This is a genomic window from Patescibacteria group bacterium, from assembly GCA_024238995.1.
Classification (GTDB): domain Bacteria; phylum Patescibacteriota; class Minisyncoccia; order Minisyncoccales; family JANBVM01; genus JANBVL01.
Genome location: JANBVL010000003.1, coordinates 71,298 through 84,628 on the forward strand (window position 1 = coordinate 71,298; position 13,331 = coordinate 84,628).

Annotated in this window: 14 protein-coding genes; all 14 read right to left on the minus strand. The window is 29.8% G+C overall.

What is annotated here, in order from left to right; all coding sequences use genetic code 11:
- Positions 1 to 81: 81 nt before the first annotated feature.
- On the minus strand, positions 82 to 747 hold the full coding sequence (locus KJI70_01830; protein ID MCP6718270.1) for a class I SAM-dependent methyltransferase: 666 nt from the start codon (positions 745 to 747) through the stop codon (positions 82 to 84).
- 2 nt (positions 748 to 749) lie between these two features.
- A complete protein-coding gene (locus KJI70_01835) occupies positions 750 to 1,334 on the minus strand; it encodes a class I SAM-dependent methyltransferase (protein ID MCP6718271.1) in 585 nt (194 codons plus the stop codon).
- A complete protein-coding gene (locus KJI70_01840) occupies positions 1,327 to 2,463 on the minus strand; it encodes a glycosyltransferase (protein MCP6718272.1) in 1,137 nt (378 codons plus the stop codon). Before KJI70_01840 ends, KJI70_01835 begins: the two co-directional genes overlap by 8 nt.
- 40 nt (positions 2,464 to 2,503) lie before the next feature.
- Complete coding sequence (locus KJI70_01845) at positions 2,504 to 3,346, minus strand: FkbM family methyltransferase (GenBank protein MCP6718273.1); 843 nt, start codon at positions 3,344 to 3,346, stop codon at positions 2,504 to 2,506.
- Between the two features lie 25 nt (positions 3,347 to 3,371).
- Positions 3,372 to 4,211, minus strand: a complete 840-nt coding sequence (locus KJI70_01850) for a class I SAM-dependent methyltransferase (protein ID MCP6718274.1) — start codon at positions 4,209 to 4,211, stop codon at positions 3,372 to 3,374.
- A gap of 12 nt (positions 4,212 to 4,223) precedes the next feature.
- On the minus strand, positions 4,224 to 6,071 hold the full coding sequence (gene asnB / locus KJI70_01855; GenBank protein ID MCP6718275.1) for an asparagine synthase (glutamine-hydrolyzing): 1,848 nt from the start codon (positions 6,069 to 6,071) through the stop codon (positions 4,224 to 4,226).
- Complete coding sequence (locus tag KJI70_01860) at positions 6,064 to 7,122, minus strand: glycosyltransferase family 4 protein (protein MCP6718276.1); 1,059 nt, start codon at positions 7,120 to 7,122, stop codon at positions 6,064 to 6,066. The genes asnB and KJI70_01860 overlap by 8 nt, the downstream gene beginning before the upstream one ends.
- Before the next feature lie 5 nt (positions 7,123 to 7,127).
- Positions 7,128 to 7,505, minus strand: coding sequence for an SMR family transporter (locus KJI70_01865; GenBank protein ID MCP6718277.1), 378 nt, complete (start codon positions 7,503 to 7,505; stop codon positions 7,128 to 7,130).
- A gap of 83 nt (positions 7,506 to 7,588) precedes the next feature.
- Positions 7,589 to 8,680, minus strand: coding sequence for a glycosyltransferase family 4 protein (locus KJI70_01870; protein MCP6718278.1), 1,092 nt, complete (start codon positions 8,678 to 8,680; stop codon positions 7,589 to 7,591).
- A gap of 2 nt (positions 8,681 to 8,682) precedes the next feature.
- Complete coding sequence (locus KJI70_01875; GenBank protein MCP6718279.1) at positions 8,683 to 9,834, minus strand: glycosyltransferase family 4 protein; 1,152 nt, start codon at positions 9,832 to 9,834, stop codon at positions 8,683 to 8,685.
- Positions 9,831 to 10,946, minus strand: coding sequence for a glycosyltransferase family 4 protein (locus KJI70_01880; GenBank protein MCP6718280.1), 1,116 nt, complete (start codon positions 10,944 to 10,946; stop codon positions 9,831 to 9,833). Before KJI70_01880 ends, KJI70_01875 begins: the two co-directional genes overlap by 4 nt.
- On the minus strand, positions 10,943 to 12,052 hold the full coding sequence (locus KJI70_01885) for a DegT/DnrJ/EryC1/StrS family aminotransferase (protein MCP6718281.1): 1,110 nt from the start codon (positions 12,050 to 12,052) through the stop codon (positions 10,943 to 10,945). The genes KJI70_01880 and KJI70_01885 overlap by 4 nt, the downstream gene beginning before the upstream one ends.
- A gap of 2 nt (positions 12,053 to 12,054) precedes the next feature.
- Positions 12,055 to 12,777 carry a class I SAM-dependent methyltransferase gene (locus tag KJI70_01890; protein MCP6718282.1) on the minus strand — a complete coding sequence of 241 codons (723 nt, stop codon included), beginning with the start codon at positions 12,775 to 12,777 and terminating at the stop codon, positions 12,055 to 12,057.
- Between the two features lie 2 nt (positions 12,778 to 12,779).
- The coding region (locus tag KJI70_01895; GenBank protein MCP6718283.1) for a GNAT family N-acetyltransferase at positions 12,780 to 13,331 on the minus strand (552 nt) is incomplete at its 5' end.

Consider the following 13,331-nt stretch of genomic DNA (forward strand, 5'->3'; position numbering starts at 1 on the left):
GTGGAATTTTAGCGGAAAAATTAGGATTTTTCAAGGCCTTTGAATTATCTGGTTCAATCAAGAAAGTATTATTTCCATGCGTTATTTTTTCTGACAAATTAAATAATAGCCACTAGTAATAATTTTTTGTTCCGGATGCTTTTTTGAGATATCTCCGAATTCCTTAGTGATTATAAATGAAAAAGGTAAAATCAATTTTGATAAAACAAAGAAAAATAATTTAAAAGGTCTAAAGTGTAGAATTTCACACTGGTATCCAATTCTCTGAAGCAAAACAGCAATGCTTCCAATGGTGTCTGTTTCTTCTTTTAATTCCAAGATTTTCCATTCTTTAAACAAGTGTTTTAATCCATATTTTGTAAAACGATAATAGTCATTGGGCACATCGTGGAGGGGAAAAATAAATCGTGTAGTCAAAATTAACTTCCCTCCTCTTTTTAAAACTCTTTCCATTTCTGAAATTGCAATTTCTGGTGAATGAAGGTGTTCTAAAACTTCAGTACACAGAATATTATCAAATTCTTCATTTTTAAAAGGCAAGTTATGAGCATCGCCTACAACATCAACTTTTAATCCGGGTTGAATGTCAAAACCAATACAATTTGGAAAATATTTCTGGTAAACAGCGTAGCCACAGCCAAGATCAAGAGTCAAACCATAATCTTGATGTTTTTTTATAAAACCTTCCATTCTTCCTCGAGTAATCTTTGAGGTTAAACCAATTTTAAGAAGAAATTTATTTAACATATCTATTTAATTAAAAAAATGTGATAACCTGAAACTTGTTTTTTGCTTTGAAATTTTTCCAAAACTCTATCTAAAAATTTTGACAAAGAAATAAATATATTTACGGGAAAGTTGCCTTGATAAGGCAAAAGATTAACTATGGTTTCCAAATGGCCTCTTACTGGACAAATTTCAATTTTGCTAAATTTTCTAAATAAATGTTTTATTCCCTCTTCAGTAAATCGCCAATAATCATTTCCGTGATAAGGATAAAGAAAAGGAACATAAACAAAACATTTCCCACCAGATTTTAAAATTCTATAAATCTCTTCTGTTACTTGTATCGGGTTTTTAACATGCTCTAAAACAGCTTTACAAATTACTCCATCAGCAGAATTATTAGCAATTGGAAGATTATGTACATCAGCTATAATATCAGGACTGGTCTCGGTATCAATATCAATTGTTTTATAATCACAACCGCTAAAGTATTTTTTGTATGCCTTTAAGCCTTTTTGAAATCTGCTTCCTCCCCCAATATCAAAAACTGTTTTTCCTTTGGCAATTTCTTTAATTTTTTCATCAAAAAACTTGTCCCACTTAGTCATATTTTAAAAATTGTAAAATGTTTTTAGCCCTTTTTTCCCAACTATAGCTCAAAACATCATTAAAAGCTTGATTTGAGATTTTAGCTGATAAATTAGGGCTTTTCAAGATATTTTCAATGCCTTTAGCTAATTTTTCTGGATTGTCTGGTTCAACTAAAAAAGAGTTGTTTTCATTTAAAATTTCTCTTATTGAAGGTAAATTTGAAGCTATAATTGGTCTTTTTGAAGCCATGTATTCAAAGAGCTTTAAGGGAGAAGTCCAATGTTTGGAAATATCTTGCTTTGCACTATTGGGTAAAACTAAAACATCAGCTGCTTTTAACCAAAAAGGGATCTCTGAATAAGGTTTATGTCCCACTATATTAATTTTGAACTTTGAGTTTTGAATTTTAAATTTTTTTACATCTTTGTCAGTGCCACCCACAAAATAAATCTCCATATCCTCTGGTAAAAATTGAGAGGCGTCAGCTAAAACCTGGGCTCCTTTCCATTCATATAAATGACCAGCATAAAGAACTATTTTTCTATCTAGGGGTAAATTCAATTTTCTCCGACATTCTTCTTGACTATCTTTTATATTAAATTTCTCTAAATCCACTCCATCAGGAACTACTGAAACTTTATTAGATGATATCCCCTGTTCTTCAAAAAAACCCTTGAGGTTTTGAGTAATAACTATTATTTTTTTTAATCTTTTAAAAAATAGAGAGTATAAAAAATAATTTTTAGGAAAAGTATGAGCTTCAAAAAATAGATTTTTTTTGAAAAGAATAAGGAAAAGAGAGAGCTTATCCCTGGTATAAATAATGTCTGCTTTTTTAAAAAGAATATATGGAAATACAAAAAAATTAAAAGTAATACTCTCAATCCAAGACCCTAAATGCCCAATATACTTGTCTAATGGAACTAAATCCAAACAGGGCAATTTTGTAATTTTAAAATTCCTCTTAACCCCATAATATTCAAAGGGGTCATCTTTAATATAATTAAACCTTTGGGGCACGACTAATTCTAGCTTAATGCTTTTATTAAGTTTTGAGTTAGCAAAAGCTTCACACATTTTCATTATCTGAATCCCATGAGCTTTTTCAGTTGGCATCCTAGCATTGGCAATATAAATTAATCTCATAATTTATGAAAATAGGAAATTTAGATATTCTAAGTTTTTTTTAATCCAAACTTTTTTTATTTAGAGGTTCAAAAATATAATGTTCTTGTTTTCCTCGGGACGAAGAAAAGGTTATTTTATAATCCATTTCTCGCAAGAAAGTTAAAACTTGTTCTTTTTCAATGCCTAATTCTTTTAAAAAAGCTGGATGGATTTCTAAAAATATGATTGGTTTTGATTGCCGTATTGTTGCTTCAAGACCTTTTAATACATTAAATTCATATCCTTCAACATCAATTTTTATAATCGATGGTAAGTGTAATTTTTTCTTATAAACCCAATCATCCCCTTTAACAACTTGGACTGGTGTTGACTTAGAGCTTTTTATTGCAAGAGTTGGAGTAAAGTAACCAAGTTCCCCAGTTCTAGTCGACATTTCAATAATACTATTCTCGGACCCTAAAGCTACAGAAAAAGGTAAAATTCTTTCAATCCGATTTAAATTTATATTTTCTTGAAGTCTTTTAAAAATAAAGGGTTCTGGCTCCCAGCAATAAATGAATTTCGGAGTAATTTTGTATTTTGCAGCAGACAAAGCATACAATCCTATATGCGTCCCAATATCATAAAAAACAGTATGATGGTTAATCTTGCTTAGAAATTTTTGAAGAAATTCACCTTCATTACATAAAGACTGCCAAATACTTACCTCAATGGGATTAGAAACAATAATTTTAGCTGAAACATCTTGAATTTTTAATCTTAAACCATTTTTACCAATAAAAATAATAAAACTTCTGTAGATGTTTTTAATATAATCATATAATCCTATTGTCTCTAAAAATTTCTTTATTTTGAGATTGATCATTACTTTACGTAAAGAAATTAAAAGATTATTTAACATGGTTTTATGCTTTTAAGTAATAGTGTTATTTTTGAGCATCTATCCAGGCATATCCACCAAATTTTAAAACTAAAAATTTTTTAATAAAACTTGGAAGAACATACTTAGCTAATGGTAGTGTCCTGTGTGGCAATTGATCTACTGTGCCCACATTATCATGAATCCCAATTTCAGTAGTCTTAAATCTACGCCATAAATTATATAATTCAGACTTTGTGTAAAATTTTGTGTGCATATTCCCGCCTGTATAAACACCATCACTATAGCGATTAGCTAATTCTTGCGAAGAGTATTTAAGTAATTTTAACCTTGCAACCCCTTTCCCAAACCAAATAAAATACCACCACTTAAAGGAATTTTTGTGGTACATCATAGCTCCTACGTTTCCACCATGTTTTAGCACCCTCCATATTTCCTCTATGCTTTTAACGGTATTGGGAGTATGCATAAGAACACCCCAAGCTAAAATATAGTCAAAGTAATTATCAGGAAAAGGTAAATGTTCAGCATCTGCTTCTAAAATATTTCCCTTGAGACCATGTAGCTTAAATCTTTTCTTCGTCAAATCCACTGCTGCAGGAGTAATATCAACGGCTGTAATCTCACATCCCATCCTGGCAAATTGTTCAGAGCTCCAGCCAGCCCCACAACCAATATCAAGAACTTTTTTCCCTTCTAAGCTTTGGTAGTCAATTAAATTTGAGAGCAAGGGATAACCGCCTTGTGCCCAAGGCATCCACTTTATAATTTTTCTATCTATATTTCTAAAATATTCCCAACTTCCTTTTCTTTGAGTGATATTATAATTGAATGGATTTTTATCCCACCAAGTTTTTACTTTTTGTTTAAGTTTCTTGTTGCCCATAAGAATAAGTGTTTATTTTAAAAAACTCTTATACCAAATTTGAAAAGTAAGTAAAGACCAAATTATATCTAAATTATATTTTTTACCTGAAATGTGATCATCTAAAATTTCTTTAATCTGAGGAAAATTAAAATATTGTTGGGTTTCTGAACAATAATTTGGTGAGAGAACTTCATAAGCAAAATCTTTTAAACCCGCTCTTAACCATTTAGCAGCTGGTGAAAACCAACCCCTTTTCTCTTGTCCCAATACATGAGAAGGTAAATATTCTTTCATTGCCTCTTGAAAAATCCATTTATTATTCCTCTTCCCTTTAACTTTATACCTAGTAGGAATTCTAAAAGCAAGTTCTACTAATCGGTGGTCCAAGATTGGCACTCTTTCTTCCAATCCAAAAGCCATAGTCATTTTATCTGAACGAATTAAAGATTCATCAGGAAGCCAGGTTGAAAGGTCCAAATACATAAGATATTTTGTTTGATCTTTGAATTTATTTTCTGGATAATGTCTTTTTAAAAAATCTTTAGTTAAATCTTCATCAAATTTTTTATTTAAAACTTGAGATAAAATTTCTGCTTTCTGACCCATATGTAAAAGGTAGCGAGAAGCACCAGGAGGAATATTTAATTTTTCTTTTAAATCTTTTTTCTGAAAAATTAACTCTAACAAAGAATAAGGTAGAAAATTCTTTCTCAAAAAAGAAGGAAAAAGCTGAAATCTATCTATTAATTGACTGTAATAATATCTGGGATATCCGCCAAAAAGCTCATCTCCCCCATCTCCCCCTAAAACCACTGCAACTTCTTTTTTAGCTTCTTTTGCTAAAAGAAAAGTTGCAATCTGGATTGGATTAGGAACAGGCTCTTCCATGTGCCAAATTGCTTTTTCAATATTATCTCTAGCATCAATATCACTTATTAAAAGCTCATGATGAGAAGTATTGTAATATTTACTAGTTTGACGAGCAAACTGAAAATCTCTATTGTATTTATCTCTCTCAATATCAATATCAAAGCCAACTGAATAGGTTTTAATTTTTCCTGAAGTGAATTCTGAGGCAATTCCTAAAATAGATGTTGAATCAATCCCTCCACTTAAGAAAATGCCCAAAGGCCTATCAGAAATAAGCTGGCGCCTCACAGAATCTTTAAGTAAGAGCTTTATCTTTTCTATTGCTTCTTCTTTAGATTCTATTTCTGGAAGATCTTTAATATCCCAGTATCTTTTAACAACGATTTCTCCATTTTTGTAGGTCAAATGATGGGCTGGGACAAGCTTCCAGATATTTTTGAATAAAGTGAATGGACTGGGAACAAAAAAAAGTCGGAAGTAATGAAATAAAGCCTCTTGGTCAATCTCTTTTGGAACAGAATGGCAAAGTATTGCTTTGATCTCAGAAGAAAAAATAAATCTTTTTCCATCAAAGTAATAATAAAGTGGTTTTACTCCAACTCTATCTCTGGCTAAAAAAAGCTTGTTTTTGTTCTTATCAAAAATCACAAAAGCAAAAATTCCATTTAAATCTTCCACGCATCTTTCACCTTTTTCTTCATAAAGATGTAGAATAACTTCGCTGTCTGAATGAGAAAAAAATCTATGACCTTTTGCCTGAAGTTCTTTTCTTAATTCTTTAAAATTATATATTTCTCCATTGCAAAGAACACAAATTGATTTGTCTTCATTCCAGATTGGTTGCCTGCCTTTTTCAGATAAATCAATAATAGAAAGCCGAGCTTGGCCTAAAGAAACATTTTCATCACAATAAAAACCTTCCTGGTCTGGTCCCCGATGTTTAGTTACTTCAACCATTTTCTTAACCAAGCCCTCATCTTTAAAATTAAATCCATTTATACTACACATTAAATTTTTGGATAATTTTTTTAATTAAAACATTCAAATTATAATTTTCCACTACTATTTCTCTTAATTTTCTATCTTTTTTTGCACTTTTTAAGTTAATAATTTTTTCGGCTAACTCTTGGGGATTCTTCTTTTGAAACAAATATTGATTCGAGAGCATGCTTTTAAATGCCTCATTACAAGTTAAAATCAAGCAACCTGAGGCCATGGCTTCTAATACCACTTTATCAATACTTCCCGTGTGGCTTAGATTTATAACTAGATCAGAATCTTGATAATATTCTGGCATTTTATTGTAAGGAATACTTCCTGAAAATTTAATATATTCTTCGAGCTTCTTTTCTTGAATAAGATTTCTTAATTGTTCAAAATATTCTTTTTCGTGATTTTCTAAAGGAGTACCAAGAATTTGTACTTTAATGTTTTTAATGTTTTTTTGATTTACCAAAATATCAGCTGCTCTGATTAATGTTTCTTGGTCTTTAACCGGAGCTATTCTTCCTGCAGATAAAATCTTGAATTTTCTATTCTCAGCAGTTGCATCCAAGTCCATGTCATCTATATTGTAACTGGGCTTAAAAACTTCCACATCTACTCCATGTCCTACAATTTCAATTTTCTTCCTACTTTTTAAACGACAACTTTCTTTGGAAGCAGTTAAAATTTTATCTACTAATTTTTCAGCCAATTTCAACTTCCAGTTCACTGATTTATGAAGATACCAAAGAATCATTTTTTTTCTGAAAATCTTAACTAAAGGAAAAGAAGTTATTGCATAAATAGGACACATATGAACAAAAACACCATCAACTTCTTTGAGATTTTTGAAAAGAAATTTCTGTAATCTGAAAAGTTGTCTTAACTTGGAATAACTTTTTTCTTTACCTAAAGAATAAACTAAAACATTTTCTGGTAAATTATGTTTACCTTTTGAAAGACAAACCACATAAACTTTTTCAAGTTTACCTGCAAATTTTTCCAACCAATAATGAAAAAATCCAAGATTATCGTCATTGATATCCACTTTTTGACTTATGATTATAAGCTTCATATCTTTTAAATTTTAGGAAATAATAAAAATATGCCCAAAATGATTAGAGAGATTCCTAAAACTTGCCACTGAGAAACTTGCTCTTGAAAGAAGGTCCAAGAACCAATAGCGACTAATATGATTCCAGCACTAACCATGACTGGATAAGCTAAATTTAACTGAAGCTTAGAAAGAACAAAAAGATAAAAAACAAAGCTAAAAACAAATAACGAAGATCCTAAAAAAAGCCATTTGTTCTGAAAAATAGAAACAAACAGCTTTAAAAGGCCAGAAAAAGACAAGTTTAAATTAGTCAGATTTAAAACCCCTTTTTTTAAAAAAATCTGGGCTGTGCTAGCAGTTATTACAGACACCAGAAGAGCTAAGATAGTTGAAAAAGACATAATTTTATGAGTTTATATAGGTTTACTTTACTTGTTTTTTCTCTTTAAATCAAGCTTGATTTCTAAAAAATCCTCAACTTTTTTCAAGCATTTATCATTGAAATATAGCTCTTAATATATTTTTCATTTGAAAATTTTTCAATAACAAATCTGTTTCCCACAACTCCTATTTTTTCAACCAGATTCTTGTTTTTTAACAGAATTTTCATTTTTTCAACTAAATCTTTTGTATTTCCTTTTTCAAATAAAAATCCGTTTTCACTATTTTTCACTATTTCTGGAATTCCACCCACATTACTTGCCATAACTGGTTTTTTTAAAGCCATGGCCTCCATTAAAACTCTTGGCAAACCCTCTGACAAAGAAGGTAGAACTAAAAAATAACAGTTTTTCATTATATTCTTTGTTTCTTCTAAAGATAATTTTCCTCGAAATTCTACTTTTTCTCTAATTCTTAGTTTTGAGCTTAAGTTTTTTAAATTCTGTCTTTCTTTTCCATCACCAATAATTATAAGTTTAAAATCAAAGAATTCTTTCTCAATTTCACTAAAGGCTTTGACTAAAACATCTATTCCTTTTACTTTTTCCAATTGCCCAACAAAAAGAATAAATTTATCATATCTAGTATTTTTTTCATTTAAAAACAATTCCAAATCAGTAAAAGTTGAAAATGAAAAATATCTTTTATCAGAAGCAATTTTTTTTGCTTCTTCAATTAAATAATTTGCAACTCCTCTTATCTTGTCAGCGTTTTTAAAACTAATCCTGGCTAAAACAGGAATGAATTTCTTTTGAAAAAATTCAAATCTTCTTTTTTTTGAAAGAAATGGTCCCCTTTCCCAGTCCCCGTGAATCTCAACAATCAACTGTTTTTTGAAAATGTTTTTTAAGATCGAACCTGTTAATCCCTCTATTAAAGGTGATTGAGCTATAATTACATCAATCTTTTTATTCAGACAGATGTAAAAAGCAATAAAAAAAGCAAATAACCAGAAAATGCTATATGGCAAGAGATAAAATTCACTGTTCCAGATTTTTTTATGAAAAGGTCTGCCCCGAGCCAGAATATATGGTTCAATATCCCTGCTCAATCCTAAAAACTTTGCTTTAAGATGCAAAGGAGAAGATTCTTTAAAGTCATAATTGGTTACACCGAGGAATAAGACCTTTTTCATAATTATTTGTTAGTTAGAAGTTTTATTGTTTTATTAACTAAATTCTCCCAGCTGAATTCTTTTAATTTTTCTTTTGAATTTTCAATAAACTTTTTTTGAAGACTTGTATCCTGCCATAACTTTAACAAAGTGTTCTTTATCTGTTCTTCGTTGTTGTATTCTATTAAAAATCCATTAAAACTATCTTTAATCAATTCTGGATTTCCTCCCTTGTTTGAAATGACAACCGGCACCCCAAACTGCATTGCTTCTAAAACTACGTGGGGCAAACCCTCATATCCAGAATTCAACACAAAAATATCTGCTGCTCTAAAGTATAGTGGAATATCTTGATGGCTGATTTTCCCTACTAATTTCACATTATCTTTTAATCTCAATTTTTCAACTCGCAGCTCCAGCTTCTTTTTCTCTTCTCCTTCACCAACAATAATCAATTTAAAATCAGGGTTTTCTTTTAATAATTCAGGGAAAATATCAATTAAAGCTGAAAATCCTTTCCAGGGAGTTAATCTGCCAATTGATAAAATAATGTCTCCTTTAATGCCAATTTTCTTTTTAATTTCTTCTTTGGAAATATGAGGTTCAAATAATTGTTCCAAAGCGTTGTAGATTGCTTGTATATTCTGCTCTGGCACACCCCAACCTTTAACTATGTTTTTTAGATATTGGCTTGGGGTAATTATAGTATCAGCATTTTTTGCAACAAAACTTCTTGTTTTTCTTATCAATTCTGTTAAAAAATCATATTTTTTTTCTTGGAAAGTCTCAATATTATCAAATTCACTAACTCTATTAGCATAACTCTCCCAAGCTGCATCTCCCACAACTTTTAAAATAAGTCTTTTTTTCAGAAGTTTAGAAACTAAAACACTTGGAAGTCCTGCACTTGTCTGGTTTTGCACATAAATTATATCTGTACCCCTTGCCATTTTTAATAGTTCTAAGAAATATATAAAATGTTTTATTCCTTTGGGATATTTACTTGAAATTCTTATAACGGGGAAATCATAATTCTTTTTTGTTTTAGTGTCAGAAAAGGTGATTACGCTTATCTCAAAGCCTTTTTGGAGTAATTCATTAGCCAACTTCTCAACATAAGTTGCTGGCCCGCCAATATCAGGAGGAAAAATACCAGTAGCAAATATTATTTTCATAAGATTATTTTATAAACTTCATAAACTTGATTCGCAATATTTGACCAGTTATATTTGTATAAATTAACAAATGCATTTTTAGTTAGCTCTTCAGCAAGTTCTGGTTTTTTATAGATCTCAAATATCTTATTGGCAATTTCTTCTGAGTTTTTTGATTGAACTAAAAGTCCTGTTTTTTCATTCTCAACTATATCTAATATCCCCCCTACTTTTGTAGCCACAACCGATAATTTGGAAGCCATTGCCTCCAAAATCACAATACCAAAACCCTCTTTTAAAGATGGCAAAACAAAACAATCAGCAGCTGATAAATATTCTAGAACTTTCTCGTTCCCAACTTGCCCTAAAAATCTAACTTTTCCCCCTATCTTAAGTTTTTCTACTAAACTCTTGAGATTTTCTCTCTCTGTGCCATCACCTATTATTATTAATCTAATATTTGGAACTTGGAATTTATTATTTAAAATCTCTATAGCTTTTATTAGATATCTTAATCCCTTAACTTTTTGAAGGCGCGCCACTGAGATTACTGCAAATTCACCATTCAACCCTAGTTCCTTTCTGTTTTTTTCTCTGTTTAAATTTTGGAATCTTCTTAAATCAATCCCATTGGGAATTACTTCTATATTTTTACATTCAATTTGCTGGAAATATTCCTTAATTTTATTACTTGCAGCAATGCAGACTTTCGCATTATTATAAACTAATTTTCTCAAGAAACTTTCGCTTTGCTCTAATCTTTGGACTGTAACAATATAAGGAGTATTCGTTAATTTAAATAGCAAATATCCTAAAAATCCGCTTAAAAAACCTTGAGAGTGAATTATATTAATCTTTTCTTTTTTCATAACACTTAATGATTTAAAGAAAATAAAAGGCAGGGCTGTAATGATATATAGAAAAGAAGAATATGAAAGATTTGTTAAAGAAAATAAAGAGGTTCTAAAAATATTCACCTGATTAAGGCTTTCTTTTTCTAGCTGGCTCTTTACTCTGCCAGTAACAACAAAAACCTCTGCTTTATTAGAAGTTCTTTCAGCAATGTTCTGAGTCCAGGTCTCCAATCCTCCAATCACAGGCCAATAGTGTAAAACGGGCATTAAAACTTTCATAATTTCTTTAATGTTTTTTCTATTATCTCTGACATGATTTTAATGTCTTCCTCAGTATAGTGATTCTGTAAAGGCAAATTAATTATTCTTTTTGATGCTTCAACAGTATTTGGGAATTCATTTAAATTAATATTGTATTCTTCCTGAACTTTTGGATTCATAATAATTGGAGTATGCCAGATTCTAGTGCAAAACATTCTTTGTTTTTTTAACTTGTTAACAAATACATCTCTTTTCTCTTCTAATCTTTTGGGAATTAAAGCTGAAACATAGCAAAAAACATTATTTTCTGATATTTGAGTTTTAAAACCTAATTTTTCTAATTCTTTTTGAAACAATAAAGCTAATTTCTTTCTTTTTTCAAGTTGTTCTTCAAAATCTTCCAAAAACTGGGAAAAAATATTCAAAGAAACATTATTGATACCAGCTGGTTTTATTGTTTTTTCTTCTCTTATGAAATTTTCAGCCAGGCGCGGAGTCTTTGATCCAAACGATTTAAACATAAAAGCAAAAAAAGAAAATGAGTTCAGTAATGAGATAAAATCTCTGAAACTAAAACTAGTTTTAGGAAGTTTAATTTCCCAATCTTTTGGACAAACTAACATTCCCCCTCTTAAGCTTGGGAATTGCTTGTAAAGACTAAAAAAAGAAACAGCGCCTAATTTTCCATTCTGCTTTAAACCAAACGAATGGGCGCAGTCTTCAATAATTGTCAAATTTCTAATCTTATCAATGTTATTAATCAATCCATATGTATGTGAAATTAAAACAGCTTTTACCTCAGGAGTAACTGCTCTTAGAATTTTATCTTGGCTTACGTTAAAAGTTTGAAGATCAATATCTACAAAAATTGGCTTGATGTTGTATGTTTTTAAAATCGGATAAAAAATATCGCAAATATATGCTGGAAAAATTATTTTTGAATTTTTTAAATTTAATCTCTCAATAATAATTTTAAAAGCTGTTCTGCCCATGTCAGTAAAAACAATTTGCTTGTCAGGAAAATATGAATAAAGCTTTTTTTCCAAATAGGTTAAATCTGGCTTTTTAAAAAAACTTGAAAAAATACTTTTATTTAATTTTATCTGGGGATGAATAAAAAACATTTCTAAGATTTAATTTTTTTAAAGCTGACTAATCTTACTCTTCCTAAAAAAGTTTTGAACATTCTTCCTATACTGTTCTCAAAAGCTAAAAAAATCCTGGGGTTCAAATTAAAGTTTACTGGAGGATAAGTATTAAAAAGCCGCTGATTTACAAAAACAAGACCTTCTTTTTCAAATTCTCGACGGATCCCGCTGAGCGAAATATAATAAGGAATGTCTTTTCCTTTTATAATTCTTTTGAAAGTATTAAATAACTTATAAAAAGATAAGCAGTTTATAAAATCACAAATTAAAATACCTCCTGGTTTTAAGATTCGGGCAACTTCTTTTTGTGCTCTGGGATAGGTTGGGGCTGAAACATAACCAAAACCAAAAACTATATCAAAAGACTCATCTGGATATTTAAGGTTATAAATATCTCCTTTTTCTATTCTAATCCGATTAGATAAACCTGCTCTTTCAATATTGTTTTGAGCAGCTTTTAATGCAATATCTGAAATATCACAACCAATAATATCAAAGTTTGTGTTTTGGGCTAAAAGCATATCAATTTCTCCAAAACCACACCCTATGTCTAATACTTTACCCCTCTTTCTATTTTTTAAAAGATCAAGTGTGTTTTTAACGGTTAAAACAAAGGTTGCTTCCCGAGAAGGAGTCAATTTATATTCCCTGTTTTTTTCTTCCCATTTTTGTTTTCTTTTGCTGCAAACTCTAGAATTCATATTTATAATTTATACTTTAAAAAATAAGGGCTTATTTTTTCAAACAAAAAGGAAGGTAAAAATCCAAAAACATTTCTTAATTTTAATGTTTTAATTCTTCCTTCTTTAAAATTCTTCAATTCAAAAATTGTGTATTTTTTTGTACCCCATCCTCTTTTAAAAACCTCTAATTGAGAATTTCTTCCTGTCCCTCCTAAATCAAAAACTTTATGCTCTTTTTGAAGACAATTTTTAATTTGATTCCATAAGATTAAATAGGTTGGCCTTTTATCTTTGTAATTGTAATCTGAAGCATTTAAAAAATAATGGACGAATTTGTTGTAAAATAGAAAAATGCTGCCAGCTATAATTCTATTCTCATATTTTGCCAAAATTATTTCAGCATTTGAAGAATTAAAAAAATACTTAAAAAAAGTAAAGGGATAGGCAATGGTCTTATGTCTTTTAATGGTTTTAAGATAAAGATTATAAAAAAACCTTAAATCATTCTGATTTTTACATTTCTCAAGTTTAATTTTTTCATTTTCAGCTTTTTTTATTGAATGCCTGAGAGT